The sequence below is a fragment of the Thermomonospora echinospora genome (assembly GCF_900108175.1).
Taxonomy (GTDB): domain Bacteria; phylum Actinomycetota; class Actinomycetes; order Streptosporangiales; family Streptosporangiaceae; genus Thermomonospora; species Thermomonospora echinospora.
Genome location: NZ_FNVO01000006.1, coordinates 1 through 16,301, shown reverse-complemented (window position 1 = coordinate 16,301; position 16,301 = coordinate 1). Strand labels below are relative to the sequence as shown.

The 16,301-nt window shown below is 71.5% G+C and carries 14 protein-coding genes; 9 read left to right on the top strand and 5 right to left on the bottom strand.

The window, feature by feature from the left end:
* Positions 1-133: 133 nt before the first annotated feature.
* Together C4U03_RS15825 and C4U03_RS15820 are read right to left on the bottom strand one after the other, a co-directional pair.
* Positions 134-832 carry a hypothetical protein gene (locus tag C4U03_RS15825; RefSeq protein ID WP_103938553.1) on the bottom strand — a complete coding sequence of 233 codons (699 nt, stop codon included), beginning with the start codon at positions 830-832 and terminating at the stop codon, positions 134-136.
* Positions 833-941: 109 nt separating this feature from the next.
* Entirely contained in the window at positions 942-1,604 is a 663-nt protein-coding gene (locus C4U03_RS15820; RefSeq protein ID WP_103938552.1) for a nitroreductase family protein, read from the bottom strand.
* 191 nt (positions 1,605-1,795) lie between these two features.
* On the opposite strand from C4U03_RS15820, the gene C4U03_RS15815 reads away from it, so the two are divergent.
* The 3 genes from C4U03_RS15815 (at position 1,796) to C4U03_RS15805 (ending at position 4,668) form a co-directional block, all read left to right on the top strand.
* Positions 1,796-2,596 carry an NAD-dependent protein deacetylase gene (locus tag C4U03_RS15815; RefSeq protein ID WP_103938834.1) on the top strand — a complete coding sequence of 267 codons (801 nt, stop codon included), beginning with the start codon at positions 1,796-1,798 and terminating at the stop codon, positions 2,594-2,596.
* Between the two features lie 93 nt (positions 2,597-2,689).
* Positions 2,690-3,328, top strand: a complete 639-nt coding sequence (locus C4U03_RS15810) for a hypothetical protein (RefSeq protein WP_103938833.1) — start codon at positions 2,690-2,692, stop codon at positions 3,326-3,328.
* A complete protein-coding gene (locus C4U03_RS15805) occupies positions 3,325-4,668 on the top strand; it encodes a nucleotidyl transferase AbiEii/AbiGii toxin family protein (protein WP_103938551.1) in 1,344 nt (447 codons plus the stop codon). The genes C4U03_RS15810 and C4U03_RS15805 overlap by 4 nt, the downstream gene beginning before the upstream one ends.
* On the opposite strand, the gene C4U03_RS15800 is transcribed toward C4U03_RS15805, so the two are convergent.
* A complete protein-coding gene (locus C4U03_RS15800; protein ID WP_103938550.1) occupies positions 4,614-6,203 on the bottom strand; it encodes an SDR family oxidoreductase in 1,590 nt (529 codons plus the stop codon). The two genes, C4U03_RS15805 and C4U03_RS15800, sit on opposite strands and share 55 nt — an antisense overlap.
* Positions 6,204-6,574: 371 nt before the next feature.
* Between C4U03_RS15800 and glnII the strand changes: the two genes are divergently transcribed.
* On the top strand, positions 6,575-7,588 hold the full coding sequence (glnII, locus tag C4U03_RS15795) for a glutamine synthetase (RefSeq protein ID WP_103938549.1): 1,014 nt from the start codon (positions 6,575-6,577) through the stop codon (positions 7,586-7,588).
* A 138-nt stretch (positions 7,589-7,726) separates the two neighbouring features.
* On the opposite strand, the gene C4U03_RS15790 is transcribed toward glnII, so the two are convergent.
* Positions 7,727-9,013 carry a hypothetical protein gene (locus C4U03_RS15790; RefSeq protein WP_146087403.1) on the bottom strand — a complete coding sequence of 429 codons (1,287 nt, stop codon included), beginning with the start codon at positions 9,011-9,013 and terminating at the stop codon, positions 7,727-7,729.
* A 339-nt stretch (positions 9,014-9,352) separates the two neighbouring features.
* Between C4U03_RS15790 and C4U03_RS15785 the strand changes: the two genes are divergently transcribed.
* The 5 genes from C4U03_RS15785 to clpX all read left to right on the top strand — a co-directional run bounded on the left by C4U03_RS15785 (position 9,353) and on the right by clpX (position 16,031).
* Positions 9,353-11,113 carry a substrate-binding and VWA domain-containing protein gene (locus tag C4U03_RS15785; RefSeq protein ID WP_103938832.1) on the top strand — a complete coding sequence of 587 codons (1,761 nt, stop codon included), beginning with the start codon at positions 9,353-9,355 and terminating at the stop codon, positions 11,111-11,113.
* Positions 11,114-11,313: 200 nt separating this feature from the next.
* Positions 11,314-12,777, top strand: a complete 1,464-nt coding sequence (tig, locus tag C4U03_RS15780; protein WP_103938547.1) for a trigger factor — start codon at positions 11,314-11,316, stop codon at positions 12,775-12,777.
* A gap of 189 nt (positions 12,778-12,966) precedes the next feature.
* Positions 12,967-13,599: an ATP-dependent Clp protease proteolytic subunit gene (locus C4U03_RS15775; protein WP_103938546.1), complete on the top strand. Its 633-nt coding sequence runs from the start codon at positions 12,967-12,969 to the stop codon at positions 13,597-13,599.
* An 82-nt stretch (positions 13,600-13,681) separates the two neighbouring features.
* Positions 13,682-14,329, top strand: coding sequence for an ATP-dependent Clp protease proteolytic subunit (locus C4U03_RS15770; protein ID WP_103938831.1), 648 nt, complete (start codon positions 13,682-13,684; stop codon positions 14,327-14,329).
* Between the two features lie 427 nt (positions 14,330-14,756).
* Positions 14,757-16,031, top strand: coding sequence for an ATP-dependent Clp protease ATP-binding subunit ClpX (gene clpX, locus C4U03_RS15765; RefSeq protein WP_103938545.1), 1,275 nt, complete (start codon positions 14,757-14,759; stop codon positions 16,029-16,031).
* 166 nt (positions 16,032-16,197) lie between these two features.
* On the opposite strand, the gene C4U03_RS15760 is transcribed toward clpX, so the two are convergent.
* A partial coding sequence (locus C4U03_RS15760) for a LuxR C-terminal-related transcriptional regulator (protein WP_146087402.1) occupies positions 16,198-16,301 on the bottom strand: 104 nt, incomplete at its 5' end.

Here is a 16,301-nt window from a genome sequence, read left to right as displayed (position 1 = left end):
CCCGCCCGTAAGCCCGCCGTAAGCCCTTCCGTCTGGCCGGGAACGGCCGCAGGACTCCACCGTCACGCACACCCGAAGACACCTCAGGCGGTCGTGGACCGGGGTCTCCAGGCCACGACACAGAACGGCGGGGTCAGCCGCCGGGACCGACGTGGTTGTCGGGGGCGCCGTCGCCGTGGGGAGGCAGGTCTCCCCGTGGGGGAGGCGTCACCTGGCCGCTGGGGGTCTCTCCGGGCGGGCCGCCGGGCTCACTGGGCGGCAGCATCTTGTCGAGCTGCTCCGGGTCGGCCGGGTGCGCGTTCTTCGCGGCGTCCCGGAGCAGGTCGAAAGTGGTGGCGCCCACACGGCCGCTCACCCGCACCAGGTGACCGCCATCGACCACCGCGTACTCCTGCCGGTCCCCGCTCGTGCGGCGCCAGCCGTCACCGTCCGGCGTGCATTGCACCGATCCGCCCGGAGTCTGGGCCGCCGGTATCGGCAGGGCCGGGCAGTTGGCGGCGGTGAGGGTACGCCGCTCAACGGTCAGCCGCACATCATCGCCCTTGTCCGACACGTAGATGTCCTGGAACCCGTCGTTGCCGTAGACACCCATGGCTCCGGTGGCACGGTGGTAGCCCTTGAGGTCGATGACATAGATGATCTCCACCGCGACACCGAGCCGTTCCGCCCGGCCGTCGAACTCGGCGGCCGATGGCGCCCCCGATGGCGCCGTCTCTGGTGCCGCCTCGTCCCCGCAGCCGGAAAGGCCCCCCAGCACCGGTACGAACACCAGTCCCGCGGCGGCGGCCCTCCAGGCGTGACGGCGGGCCTTCGCGCGACCGCTGCCCGACATGCGGGCGGATCTCATGCGATGACGTGCGATGACACCTGCTCTGGCCGGATCGTTCACCGGGCTCTCCTAACGCGTCGGGGGTAACGCGGGCCATGGCGGTGCCGAGGACTCAAGCCTTGCCCTGCCAGCCGTTAACGTGCAGGACCTCGTCCAGCGGCCGCCGGGGAGCGGGGCGGAAGGTGTCGCCGGTGTAGTACGCCGTCGGGACCAGGGCGCCCTGCCGGACTTCGGGCGGCAGGCCGAGCAGGTCGGCGACCTCCTTTTCGTACACCAGGTGCAGTGACGTCCAGGCGGTGCCCAGACGGCGGGCGCGTGCAGCCAGCATGTAGTTCCACACGGCGGGCAGCAAGGAGCCCCACAGCCCGGCCTGGTTGCCCTCCGCCAGCCGCCCCGACGGCACGTGCAGACAGGGGATGAGCAGGACCGGGACCTGCCCCATGACCTCGGCGAGGTAGGCGGCGCTGCTGCCCACGCGCTCCTGCACCGCGGCGCGGGCGGGATCGTCCTGGTACAGCTTGGCCGCCGACGACCTGGAGGCGGCGTACTTTTCGAACGCCCGCCGGTAGAACTCCCCGACCTGGGCCTTGAGCTGCGGATCGGTCAGCACGATCCACTCCCAGTCCTGCTTGTTGCTGCCGGACGGCGCCTGGAGGGCGGTCTCCAGGCACTCCCGGACCAGCTCCATGGGCACGGGCCGGTCCAGGTCCAGCCTCTTGCGCACGGCACGGGTGGTCGTCAGCAACTCGTCGGGAGTGAGCGGTGGTGTCGTCATGATCTCATCGTGACATGCCGCCCTCGCGCGGCCACGGGTGCCCGGGCCGGGCCGGCGCCGTGGACGTTCCCCGCCGCGCGGGACGGGCGGGTGCGGACGTCGGGCACCATGGAGAGGTGACTCAGCTCGTGGACGACGGCCTCGGCGGCGGATCCGGAGCACCGCTCCGGCTCACCGGCCCTCGGATCGAGATGCTGGCCGACCTCGTCGCGGACGGCGACGTGGTGGTGCTGAGCGGGGCGGGACTGTCCACCGAGTCCGGGATCCCCGACTATCGGGGGGAGAGCGGGCGCAGGCGGCGGGCCCGCCCGATGACGTACCAGACGTTCGTCGGCAGCGCGGCGGCGCGCCGGCGGTACTGGGCGCGCAGCCACCTGGGCTGGCGGCACATCACCGGCGCCGCCCCCAACGCCGGTCACCGCGCGGTCGCCGAACTGCAGCGCCGCGGGCTGGTCGCCGGGGTCATCACACAGAACGTCGACGGCCTGCACCAGGCCGCCGGCGCCCGCGACGTGATCGAACTGCACGGCGCCCTGGACCGCGTCATCTGCCTCGGCTGTGGGGAGCGCACCCCCCGCCAGGACCTCGAACGGCGCCTGCGCGCGGCCAACCCCGGCTGGGAGGCCGACGCCGGTGCCATCAACCCCGACGGTGACGCCGTCCTGGACGACGACCGGATCGACGCCTTCCGGATCGTGGACTGCGTGGGCTGCGGCGGCCTGCTCAAGCCCGATGTGGTGTTCTTCGGCGAGAACGTGCCGCCCTGGCGGGTCCGGGAGTGTTACGCGCTGACCGAGCGCGCCGGCCTGCTGCTCGTTCTCGGCTCCTCGCTGACCGTGATGTCCGGCTACCGGTTCGTGCGCCACGCCGCCCGGCACGCCGTCCCCGTCGCGATCGTCAACCAGGGGCCGACCCGGGGCGACGCCCACGCCCTGGTGACCCTCGACGCCCCGCTCGGCGCTACCCTCACCGCCCTCCTGACGACCTCGTGACCGGCCGGGCCCCGGCCCGTCCGCACGGAAAACCCGGTGCCCCCGCGTGTCCTCGGTGTGATCATCGGCAGTGACCACGAGAGGGAACGCACGGTGGATTTCACGGGAGAGTTCGAGACGCATCTGACCGTCCGGTGCGGCGAACGGCGGCTGGAGGCGCTGGCCCGCTGGGCCGCCGCCCACGGCCACGGATTCGCCCACATCGTGCTGGACCGCGGCCGGGTGGTCTCCCAGCCAATGCTGACGCTGCGCGGCACCGGCACGCTCGCCGAGGTCATGGCCGCCGCCGGGCGGACGGCGGCGGCGCTGCGGGCCGACGGCTTCGAGGTGACGCGGTCCAAGGTGGAGGCGGCCCCCTGGAACCGGGGCGTCCCCGCCGACGACGCCGAGGCGGCGGAACTGGGGCCGGGCCGCTACTTCGAGCACCACCTCAAGCTGCTGCTGGAGCCCGGGTTCGACGCCGCCGCGCTGACCGCCCTGGTCGCGCCGCACGCCGCGCGGCTGTCCCGCAACGCGCGCCGGGTCCGTGCCGACGGCGTGGCCGAGCGGTTCGTCACCCAGCGCTGCCGGCTGGTCGGCGCGCCCGCCGCCGAACGCCGCCTGGCCGCCCTGGTCGCGGCGCTGCGGGAGCGGCACCACCGCATCGCCGAGGTGGAACGCGAGTTCGTGGTCTTCGACGGCGATGAGTCGCTGGACGACGGCTGGATCGACGAGAGGGAAATGGGGACATGACTTCGCGGTGGCAGGACTTCGGGTTCGGCCCGTGGCCGGCGACGGGCCGGGTGCCGGGAGTGGCGCCGGACGAGGCGACCCGCCGCCGGCTGGACCTGCCCAGGACGCTGCGTCCGGTGCCTGGCGAGGGCGTGGTGCAGCGGCCGGTGTTCGACCCTGCCCTGAAGCAGCACGTCAAGGCAATGCGGGCGGGCGAGCCGCAGTTCCGTGACGAGCGGGTGGGCGCCCGCTGGTACGCGGCCCGCCGCGCCGCCTTCGACCACGTTCTCGCGGCGATCGCCGACTCCCGCTGGGCCGATCACCTGGTGCTGCGCGGCAGCGTGCTGCTGGCCGCCTGGCTGGGCCCGGCGGCGCGCGAGCCGGGCGACCTGGACTTCGTGGTCGTGCCACGCTCGTGGCACATCCACGACGGGCGCACCCAACGCATGTTCGACGACATCGCCCATCGCTCCCAGGAACTGTCGTGGCCGGGGCACCTCGGCGACAGCGGGGTTCAGGTGCAGGCGAACGGCGCGGTCAGCGAGGAGATCTGGACCTACGACCGGGTGCCGGGACGGCGGCTGGTGCTGCCGTGGCGGGCCGAAGGGCTGCCGCCGGGCTCGGTGCAGCTGGACTTCGTGTTCGGCGAGCCGCTGCCGAGGGCCCCGGAGCCGACCACCCTCCCGCGTTCCGACGGGGGAGAGCCGCCGGTGCTGCTGACGGCGACCCCAGGGCTTTCCCTGGCCTGGAAGGTCCTCTGGCTGCTGACCGACATGCACCCGCAGGCCAAGGATGTGTACGACGCGATGCTGCTGGCCGAGTCGCCGGAAGGGACGACACCGCTGGACGCCCGGCTGCTGCGGGAGACACTGGTGGCCGCCGACACCGCCTACGCGAGCCGCCCGCCAGGGATCGGGGACCTGTCCGAAGCCGTCAGGTCGGTCGACTGGGACGAGTTCCGCAAGGAGTACCCCGACCTGCCGATCGACCCGGACGGCATGCACGACCGGCTGCTGGACCGGCTCGCCGGGGCCTTCACCGAGCCGGTCGATCCGCCCGGCCCGGAGTACTACCGACGGGCGGGATGGCTCGCACCTCGCATCGAGGAGTGCCGCGGCCTGCTGGCGGAGCAGGGGATGGCGGCGGTCCGGCGGGCGCTGGCGGGACGCGTCCGGGCCGTTGACGCCGCCGTGATCGTCAGCGAGCTGCTGGGACGCGGGCCGCAGGACATCGACGCATCGGTCTGGGAACTGCTCAACAGCCCCGAGTGGACGCCCGGAGGCCCCGGGACCGGAGAGCTCGGCTACTACCGGCGCAACCCAGGGTGGCTGGAGGAGGAGCTGGCCGCACTGCGCGGCTGATCCGGCGGCCGTGGGCCACCGGTGGGGGCGGAGGACGGGAGAGAGGCGGCCTGTTCGGCGGTTCTGGCGATATTGCGGGGCATGCGGCCGAAGATCAGGCTGTGGAACGGGGCGATGGACCGCCAGTACAGGTGACCCAGCAGGCCGTGCGGATGGAAGACGGCCCGCTGGGCGTACACCGACCCGCCGGGGACGGGCCGCACGGACATCTCCAACCAGGCCAGCCCCGGCAGCCGCATCTCGGCGCGCAGCCGCAGCAGCCGTCCCGGCTCGACCTCCTCCACCCGCCAGAAGTCGACGGCGTCACCGACGCGCAGCCGGTGGAGGTCGCGGCGTCCCCTGCGCAGGCCGATCCCGCCGACCATCCGGTCCAGCAGGCCGCGCAGCCGCCAGGCGACCGGCAGCGAGTACCAGCCGTTGGCCCCGCCGATGCCCTCGACGACCCGCCACAGGGCCTCGGGCGGGGCGGTGGTGCGACGCTCCCGCTCGTCCACGTACAGGCTCCCGCCCGCCCAGTGGGGGTCGGTGGGCAGCGGGTCACTGGGCGCGCCGGGCAGCGAGGCCGACGTCCAGCGGGTGGCGACGTCGGCCTCGCGGATCCGCCGCAGGGCCAGTTCCACCGCCTGGTCGAAGCCGATCAGGCCGCCCGGTGGGTCGGGCACATAGGCGGCGATGTCGTGCTCGTGGCAGACCACCTCGGTGCGCAGCGACTCCACCAGCGGGCGGGCGATCGTGCTCGGCACCGGGGTGATCAGCCCGATCCACAGGCTCGACAGCCGGGGCGACAGCACCGGCACCGGCACGATGAGTCGCCGCGACAGCCCGGCGGCCGCCGCGTAGCGCCGCATCATCTCCCGATAGGTGAGCACGTCCGGGCCGCCGATGTCGAAGCCCCGGTGGACGTGTGGGGGCAGCGTCGCCGTGCCGACGAGGTAGTGCAGCACGTCGCGGATGGCGATCGGCTGGATACGGGTGTCCACCCACCGGGGCGTCACCATGACCGGCAGCCGTTCGGTCAGATAACGCAGCATCTCGAAGGACGCCGAGCCCGAGCCGATGATGACCGCGGCGCGCAGTACCGCCGTCGGCACGCCCGACTCCAGCAGGATGTCGCCGACCTCCCCGCGCGAACGCAGGTGCGGGGACAACTCGCCGCCGGAGCTCAGGCCGCCCAGGTAGACGATGCGGCCGACCCCCGCCCGCGCGGCGGCCTCGGCGAAGACGTGTGCCGCCCGCCGGTCCCGTTCGGCGAAGTCGTGGCCCGACCCCATCGTGTGGATCAGGTAGTAGGCGACGTCGATGCCGTCGAGCGCCGCGCGGGTCGCGTCCGGATCCAGCACGTCGGCCCGAACGATATCGACGCGCCCGGACCACGGATGGCCGCGCAGCCGGTCCGGGCTGCGGGCCATGCACCGCACCTTATGCCCGGCCGCCAGCAGCTCGGGGACGAGCCGTCCGCCGATGTAACCGCTCGCCCCCGTGACCAGGCAGCGCAGGGGCCGGTCCGCCGGCGGTGGGGAGCCTTCGCCATCCATGCGGCATCCATACCCGTCTTAGCCCCCGGAACCGGGGTCGCCGGTGGTGTCCGGGAACGCCCATCACCGGCGTTTTGAACCCCGGGCGCCGGGCGGCGCGTACTGGTGAGCGACGCCCTACCCGGATGCCAGGGCGCCGCCACCGTCCGGGCGCCTGTGACCTCGACCGCCCAGGCGCCCGGACTCCCGCCCGGCCGCGCACGAGGCCGCACCGACACGCCCCGGGCCGCCGATGTGACCGCGGCCACATATTGCCTGTACAAAATTTGGTTAACATGCCGTTCACATAAGAGCAACATGTCCGAAAAGACCGATTTCTAGTCTCTTTCCTGGCCGGAACCTGTGCGGCCGACCACCAGGAAAGGACCGACGTGACCTACAAGGCCGAGTACATCTGGATCGACGGGACCCAGCCCACCGCCATGCTGCGGTCCAAGACCAAGATCCTCGCCGACGGTGCCGAACTGCCGACCTGGGGCTTCGACGGCTCCAGCACCAACCAGGCGCCTGGCAAGAACTCGGACTGCGTGCTGAAGCCGGTCTTCTCCTGCCCGGACCCGATCCGCGGCGGCGACCACCGGCTGGTGCTGTGCGAGGTCTACCTGCCCGACGGTACCCCGCACGCCACCAACAGCCGCGCCCGGCTGCTGCCGGTCGCCGAGCGCTTCGCCGACCAGCAGTCGCTGTTCGGCATCGAGCAGGAGTACACCTTCTTCCAGGCCGGCCGGCCGCTGGGCTTCCCCGAGACCGGCTTCCCGGCCCCGCAGGGCCCGTACTACTGCGGCGTGGGCGCCGACGAGGTGTTCGGCCGGGAGATCGTCGAGCGGCACCTGGACGCCTGTCTGGCGGCGGGGCTGCCGATCTCCGGCATCAACGCCGAGGTCATGCCCGGCCAGTGGGAGTTCCAGGTCGGTCCGGCGGGCCCGGTGGAGGTCTCCGACGCGCTGTGGATCGCCCGCTGGCTGCTGTACCGCATCGCCGAGGAGTACAACGTCGCCGCCACCCTCGACCCCAAGCCCGCCAAGGGTGACTGGAACGGGGCCGGCGCGCACACCAACTTCTCCACCAAGGCCATGCGCGAGGCATACGCCCCGATCATCACCGCCGCCGAGGCGCTCGGTGACAGGGTCAAGGAGCACATCTCGGTCTACGGCTACGGCATCGAGGAGCGCCTGACCGGCCAGCACGAGACCGCGCCCTGGAGCGAGTACTCCTACGGCGTGGCCGACCGCGGCGCCTCGGTGCGCATCCCGTGGCAGGTCGAGGTCGACCAGAAGGGCTACCTGGAGGACCGCCGCCCCAACGCCAACTGCGACCCGTACGAGGTCACCCGGGCGCTCGTCGACACCTGCTGCACGGCGCTGGAGAAGGCCGGCCAGGTCTGACGGCCCCATCCGGACCGGCGCGGCCCACACCCGACGGGCCGCGCCGGCCGTACGAGGACGAGGGGATCCCGGAGCGGGGCGCTTCCGGGATCCCCTCTCGTATGCGCTTTTACATGCGTATGCGCGCGTGTCGCGGGATCAGGGGCGTTCCTCGCCGGGCGCGTCGTGGTCCAGCGTGCGTGGTCGCCCGTACTTCGGCGTGTGCGGTCGCCCGCCCTCGGCTGCGGACGGCTGCCTGGACTCCGGCACCGGCGGCCGCTGGGGCCCCGGCCGGTACGGCCGCCTGATCTCGGGGGCGGGCTCGGGCGCCGGCCGGGGCCGAGGTGCCCGCTGCGGCTCTGGGGCCTGCCGGGGCTGGGCCGCCTGCTGCGGTTCAGGCGCCGGCAACCACTGGGGCTCGGGCGCCTGCACCCGCTGAGGCCCGGCCGGCGGCGTCCGGGGAGGCCCGGGTGCGTCCGATCCCCGGGGATCGGGGACGGGCGGCCCCTGGAGCGCCGACGCCGGTGCCTGACCGGGGTCGGGCGTCTCGGGGTCACCGTCGTCCCGTTCGGGCGAGTGCCGGGAATGCGCCCGGTCGTCGTGGCGGGGGAACAGCAGCACCGCGCCGACCGCCAGGGCCAGCGCCAGGACCCGCAGGGCGGCCTGGCCCGCCTCGTCCGGCCACGGCTCCCCGTACAGGATCGTGCCCATCACCAGCAGGTAGGTCTTGGCGCTGACCGTCATCACGGTGGCGACGACCGAGACCCGGCAGCGCTGGAAGCCCACGATGATGATGCCGAAGCCCAGCGCCGCGGCCAGCACCGTCAGATAGGGGTAGGGAGTCCGTAGGATCTCCAGGCCGGGGGCGGTGGAGTCGCCCCAGCCCTTGATGGCCAACTCGGCGGTGCCGATCGGGAAGCCGGCGCTCATCCCGTAGGCGATGCCCGTCACCGGCCGGGCGTGCCGCCCGTCGGGACGGCGGTCGCCGAGGGCCATCAGCGCCAGCGACACCGCCAGCGGGGGGACCACCACCGCGGCCAGCCGCCAGGGCTCCACCTCGCCGGCGTCGATCGGGTGGGGGGCCTCGATGGACAGCGCGAGCAGCAGCATCGCCGCGGCGACCAGCAGCAGGCTCGCCCACTCACGCAGGGTCAGCCGCTCCCCGAACACGGTCAGCGCGATCAGCAGCAGCGGCACCAGCCCGGAGACGAAGATCGGGACGGCCACGCCCAGGGTCAGCTCGCCCAGCGCGATGATCTGCAGGCTCAGCCCGCCCAGCACCAGCACCAGCCCGCCCAGGAAGATCCAGCTGCGCAGGATCACCCAGGCCATGTGGTGGACACGGTGGCCGCGCACGGGTTCCATTCGGTCGGCCGCGACCTTGAAAACGGCGAAACCGACGTAGTACAACCCGGTGGCCCCAAAGGCCGCAAGCGTCCCGTCCATCCCGTAAAAGTAGGGGCCGAAACCCCGCCATGTCACGCCCCAGTAACGAGGAGTTCGCACCGCCGACATCGCCGTGGGCAAACCGCCGCGACACGGCCGATAGTGGAACGTTCAGGGAAACGGGCGGCCGCTTCCGCCCGTCCAACGAACGAGAGAATTTCGCCTTCGTCACGGGGTGTGGCGAATTGCCTTGTCCAGGTGATCTTGCGCCATAGGGTGGCGCGCATCGGCGCCCGTGCGGGCGGTCGCGGTCGGGAGGTTGAGGTGGACGTCTTCGGCAGGTTCCGCGGTGGCGGACGGGAACCAGACGGGGCCGCGCGGGCCCATCGCGGAGGCGGCGTGCGGCGGGCCGCCCGCGGGCCGGTGGCCCTGGCCGCGACCGCCGCGCTGGCCGCCACGACGGCCGTCGCCTGCGGTGGCGGCGGCGACTGCGCCGGCACCGTCCGGCTGCGGATGGCGGCCTCCCAGGACAAGGTCGGCCTGCTGCAGCGGGCCGCCGACCGGTTCTCCGAGGACCGTAAGATCGGCGGCAAGTGTGTCGAGGTCGAGGTCGACTCCAAGAACTCCGGCACCGCCATGTTGGCGCTGGCCCGCGGCTGGGACGAGAGCACCGATGGCAAACGCCCCGACATCTGGAGCCCGGCCGCCAACGTGTGGGCCGCCATGCTGCGGCTGCGGATGGCCGGCCAGGACCGGACCTCGCCGGTGCCGGAGGGCGAGTTCCCGCCGATCATGACCTCGCCGCTGACCATCGCGATGCCCCGGCCGATGGCCGAGGCGATCGGCTGGCCGGACAAGGCGATCGGCTGGGCCGACCTGGCCGACCTGGCGACCGGCACGGACAGCTGGAAGCGGCACGGGCACCCGGAGTGGGGGGCGTTCCGGCTCGGCAAGACCAACCCCAACCTGTCCACCTCGGGCCTGCACGCCACCGTCGGCGCGTACTTCGCGGCCACCGGCACGACCTCCGACCTCACCGAGGCCGACATCACCTCCGCCGACAACCGCAAGTTCGTCGCCGACATCGAGAAGGCGATCGTGCACTACGGGCACACGTCGCTGACGTTTCTGACCAACCTGCAACGGGCCGACGACCGGGGCCAGGCGCTGTCCTACATCTCGGCCGTGACCGTCGAAGAGGACTCGGTCTGGAACTACAACCAGGGCAATCCCGGGCTCGACCCCGCCCAACTGGGTAAACACCCCAAGCCCAAGGTGCCGCTGGCGGCGATCTACCCCAAAGAGGGAACGATCTACTCCGACCATCCGTTCGTCCCGCTGAGCTGGATGGACGCCGAGAAGAAGCGGGCCGCCGACGAATTCCTGAAGTTCCTGCACACCGACCAGGTGCAGAAAGAGTTCACCGACCACGGCTTCCGCGACCACCGGGGCCGGCCGGGCCGGCACGTCACCCGGGACAACGGGCTGCTGCCCGGCGAGCCGCGGACCACGCTGTCGCTGCCGTCCGACGACGTGCTGGACCTGACCCTCAAGACCTGGGCCGAGCTGCGCAAGCCGGCCAACGTGCTGCTGGTCATCGACCGGTCCGGATCCATGGAGCAGGGCGTCCCCGGCACCGGCAAGAGCAAGGGGGACCTGGCCAAGGAGGCCGCCGCCGAGGCGCTGGCGGAGTTCCGCGGGCAGGACAAGGTCGGGCTGTGGATGTTCTCCGCCAAGCTTCAGGGCGAGCGGGACTGGCAGGAACTCGTCCCGGTGGGGCCGATGGACCAGGCGCACCGGTCCACCCTGCGCGGCCGGCTGCTCGGCCTCACCCTCGGCGGCGGCACGGGCCTGTACAACACCACCGCCGAGGCCCACGCGAAGATGACCGCCGCCCGCGAGGGCGGCTCCATCAACGCCGTGGTCGTCATGACCGACGGCAAGAACGAGCGGCCCGGCGGCATCGACCTGGAGACCCTCATCGGCCGGCTCGGCGCCGGACAGGAGGAGCGGGTGCGCGTGTTCACCATCGGCTACGGCAAGGACGCCGACCAGGACGTGCTGCGACGGATCGCGGAGGCGACCGAGGGGGCGTCCTACGACTCCTCCGACCCCAACACCATCGGCGACATCTTCACCGAGGTGATCTCCAACTTCTGAGGGCGCGGCGCGCCGCACCGGCGGACCGAGTGTCAGCGCGTACCGTCCGGACACCATAGACTTGGCGCGCGAAGGCGCGAGGAGCCGCTCGTCGGCGTGCCCGCGCCCCGGGCGTCAGAACCGGCGGCAACGCGTCGAGACGCCGCGGCCGGAATGTGAACCCGCGCCTGTGACCGTGCCGGACAAGGAGACCGACCCCAGTGAAGACCGATGTCGAGGAGCTGACCCCCACGCGGGTCAAGCTCACCGTCGAGGTACCGTTCGACGAGCTCAAGCCGAACCTCGACAGGGCGTACAAAGAGATCAGCAAGCAGGTACGCATCAAGGGGTTCCGGCCCGGCAAGGTGCCCGCCCCGCTGATCGACCAGTACGTCGGCCGTGGCGCGGTCCTGCAGGAGGCGGTCAACGACGCCCTGCCGGAGCTGTACGGCCGTGCCGTCGAGGAGACCGAGATCTTCGTGCTCGGCCAGCCCGACGTGGAGATCACCACCCTGGACGACGGCAAGGAGCTGGCGTTCACCGCCGAGGTGGACGTGCGGCCGAAGTTCGAGGTGCCCGACTACGACGACCTGGAGGTGACCGTCGAGGAGGCCGCGGTCACCGACGAGGAGATCGAGGAGACCCTCAACACGCTGCGCGAGCGGTTCGGCTCGCTGACCGCCGCCGACCGGCCGGCGCAGGAGGGCGACTTCGTCTCCATCGACCTGGCCGCCGCGATCGACGGCGAGGCGGTGGAGGACGCCTCCACCACCGGCTACTCCTACGAGGTCGGCAGTGGCTCCTCGGTGGAGGGCCTGGACGACGCGCTGGCCGGGATGAGCGCCGGCGAGTCCACGACGTTCACCTCCACCCTGGTGGGCGGCGAGCGCGCCGGTGAGCAGGCCGAGATCACCGTCACCGTGCAGAGCGTCAAGGTCAAGAACCTGCCCGAGGCCGACGACGAGTTCGCCCAGCTGGCCAGCGAGTTCGACACCATCGAGGAGCTGCGCGCGGACCTGCGCACCCGGCTGGGCCGCAACAAGCGGATGCAGCAGATCGGCCAGGCCCGCGACAAGGCGCTGGAGGCCCTGCTGGGGCGGGTCGACATCCCGCTGCCCGACAAGGTGGTCGAGGACGAGATCCAGCGCCGCAACGAGCAGCTGGAGCAGCAGCTGCAGTGGAGCGGGCTGACCCGGGACGCCTACCTGGCGAACGAGGACAAGACCGCCGAGGAGTTCGACGCCGAGATCGCCGAGGCCGCCCGCCAGGCGGTCAAGGGCGGCTTCCTGCTCGACCAGCTCGCCCTCGACGAGGAGCTGGGCGTGGAGAACGAGGAGCTCAGCGAGTACGTCGTCACCCAGGCGATGCAGATGGGCGTGCAGCCGCAGCAACTGGCCCAGCACCTCACCGACAGCGGCCAGATTCCGGCGCTGGTGTCGGAGGTGCTGCGCAGCAAGGCCCTCAACCTGCTGGTCGAGCACGTCAAGATCACCGACGAGGCCGGCAACGAGCTCGACCTGGAGGCCATCCAGCGTGAGCTGAACGGCGAGACCGCCGAGGCCGCCGAGGCCGGGACCGAGACCGCCGAGGAGGCCGCTGAGACCGCCGAGGCGACCGAGGCCGCCGAGGCCGAGGACAAGGCCGCCGACAAGGCCGAGGAGGCCAAGGACAAGCCGGAGTCCTGAGCCCGCGCACGACACGCCGGACGGGCCGGGACCCGCGACACGCTCGCGGGTCCCGGCCCGTCCGCATTCCCGGGAAAGGCCGGGGTACGCCCCCAGCGAAAAGCCCGCCCTCCCGGCTTAAGCGGCAGGCGAGGCGCGTTAGTGTCCAATCAGTTGACCCGATACACAGACCGGAGGAACCCGGTGAGCATGCCTCCGACTTTCCCTGAGCCGCAGCCGGCCGTCGCGCGCGTGGCCGAGGCTCAGCTGCTGCCGCTCGGCGACCAGCTCTTCCAGCAGCTGCTGCGCAAGCGGATCGTCTTCCTGGGCCAGCAGGTGGACGACGACATCGCCAACCGGATCTGCGCCGAGCTGCTGCTGCTGTCGGCCGAGGACGGCCAGCGCGACATCTACCTGTACATCAACTCGCCAGGCGGCTCGGTGTCGGCCGGCATGGCGATCTACGACATCATGCAGTACGTCCCCAACGACGTCGCCACGGTCGGCATGGGCCTGGCCGCGTCCATGGGGCAGTTCCTGCTGTGCGCGGGAGCCCCCGGCAAGCGGTACGCGCTGCCGCACGCCCGGATCATGATGCACCAGCCGTCCGGCGGGATCGGCGGCACCGCCTCGGACATCAAGATCCAGGCCGAGCAGATGCTGTACGTCAAGAGGACCCTGGCCGAGCGGATCGCGATGCACACCGCCCAGCCGCTCGACCAGATCGAGCGCGACTCCGACCGGGACCGCTGGTTCACCGCCGAGGAGGCCAAGGACTACGGCTTCGTGGACCACGTGGTGCGCAGCGCCAACCAGGTGCCTTCCGAGGGCCCTGTCTCATGATGATCCGGCGCCCGGCGCCGGATCATCGGTAACGAAGCGGACTAGCGGAGGCAGACAAGTGAGCGACCTGATCAGGCCGGGCATGCGGGCGGACGGCGGCGTGGCGCCCGCGCAGAGCCGTTACATCATCCCGTCCTTCGTCGAGCGCACCACGTACGGGGTCAAGGAGATGAACCCGTACAACAAGCTCTTCGAGGAGCGGATCATCTTCCTCGGGGTGCAGATCGACGACGCCTCGGCCAACGACGTGATGGCCCAGCTGCTGACGCTGGAGTCCATCGACCCGGACCGGGACATCAGCATCTACATCAACTCGCCGGGCGGCTCCTTCACCGCCATGACGGCGATCTACGACACGATGCAGTTCGTCAAGCCCGACATCCAGACCGTGTGCATCGGCCAGGCCGCCTCGGCCGCGGCGGTGCTGCTGGCGGCCGGGACGCCGGGCAAGCGGGCGGCGCTGCCGCACTCGCGGATCCTGATCCACCAGCCGGCCACCGAGGGCACCTACGGGCAGTCCAGCGACATCGAGATCCAGGCCCGCGAGATCATGCGGATCCGCGAGCAGCTGGAGGAGATCCTCGCCCGGCACAGCAACAAGCCGCTGGAGGAGGTCCGCCGGGACATCGAGCGCGACAAGATCCTGACCGCTGAGGATGCCAAGTCGTACGGTTTGGTGGACGATGTCTTCGTCAGCAGGAAGCGCCGTGCGGAGGTAGTGTCGTCCTGAAGGCGGCCGAGCAGGCCGGCCCCACCGGGCCGGGCCCGCCCGGCGGCTCCGGGCGGGCCCGGGAGACCCCCGGAACCGCCGCTTCGCAGGAGACTTCCGGGCGGGGGGCTCACCAAGTCCTCCGGAGGCGGTAACGTCGAATTCGACGTCGAGAGCCTTCGGAACGCAGATGACCGGCGAGGCGACGAGCGAGCGAGGTGGTCGGCGATGCGGATGCCAGCGGGCACCGGTCGCCGCCCGTACCGTGGACCCGCCGCCACAAGGGATCATAGGTACGAGCGCGAGGTGACGAGCGGCCCGGCCGTACGCCGGCGCGGCAGCAGCCGCGGCCACCGGCGGACGCCGGGCGGGCCCGCCGCCGACCGCCAGGCAAGACACCGTGCCGCATGCTCTCAGGCGGGCGGCCCCACGAAAAGGAGACGGTTGGGTGGCACGCATCGGCGACGGCGGTGACCTGCTCAAGTGCTCGTTCTGCGGGAAGAGCCAGAAGCAGGTCAAGAAGCTCATCGCGGGTCCGGGCGTGTACATCTGCGACGAGTGCATTGATCTCTGCAACGAGATCATCGAGGAGGAGCTCTCGGAGACCTCCGACCTCAAGTGGGACAGCCTGCCCAAGCCGCGGGAGATCTACGAGTTTCTCGACGGCTATGTGATCGGGCAGGAGACGGCCAAGAAGGCGTTGTCGGTGGCCGTCTACAACCACTACAAGCGGATCCAGTCCGGGGACAGCTCCCGTGACGACGCGGTCGAGCTGGCCAAGTCCAACATCCTGCTGCTCGGCCCCACCGGATCCGGCAAGACACTGCTCGCGCAGACTCTCGCCAAGCTGCTCAACGTCCCGTTCGCCATCGCGGACGCCACGGCCCTGACCGAGGCGGGCTATGTCGGCGAGGACGTGGAGAACATCCTGCTGAAGCTGATCCAGGCGGCCGACTACGACGTCAAGAAGGCCGAGACCGGGATCATCTACATCGACGAGGTCGACAAGATCGCCCGCAAGAGCGAGAACCCGTCGATCACCCGGGACGTGTCCGGGGAGGGCGTCCAGCAGGCGCTGCTGAAGATCCTGGAGGGCACCACCGCCAGCGTGCCCCCGCAGGGCGGGCGCAAGCACCCGCACCAGGAGTTCATCCAGATCGACACCACCAACGTGCTGTTCATCTGCGGTGGCGCCTTCGCCGGGCTGGAGAAGATCGTCGAGTCCCGGATCGGCAAGCAGGGGATGGGCTTTGGAGCGGTGATCCGCTCCAAGGCCGAGGCGGAGGCCGCCTCCGACATCCTGGCCGACATCATGCCGGAGGACCTGCTGAAGTTCGGGATGATCCCGGAGTTCGTGGGTCGCCTCCCAGTGATCACCAACGTGCACAACCTGGACCGGGACGCGCTGATCTCCATCCTCACCGAGCCGAAGAACGCGCTGGTCAAGCAGTACCATCGGCTGTTTGAGCTGGACGGGGTGGACCTGGAGTTCACCGACGACGCCTTGGAGGCGATTGCCGACCAGGCCATCCTGCGCGGCACCGGCGCCCGCGGCCTGCGGGCGATCATGGAGGAGGTGCTGCTGTCGGTGATGTACGAGGTGCCCAGCCGCCATGACGTGGCCCGCGTCGTCATCACCCGCGAGGCCGTCCTCGAGCACGTCAACCCCACCCTCGTCCCACGCGAGCGCACCAAGCGCGAGCCGCGGGAGAAGTCCGCCTGAACGCGGGGCGGGGAGGCGTGCTCGCCGTGCCGCCCCGCTCGGGTCTGCCCGGGGGGCGACCCCCCCGGAGCCCCCGAGGCGGAGGCTCCGCCCCCGTGTCCGTGCGCACCTGAGCGATGAACCGCGAAGCCCCGGTCCACCGGCCGGGGCTTGTTCGTGTCCGCCGTCAGTCCGTGCCGAGGCCTGCTTCGCGGGCGAGGACGATGGCTTGGGCGCGGTCGGCGACGTGGAGTTTCATGAAGATGTTGGAGACGTGGTTGCGGACGGTTT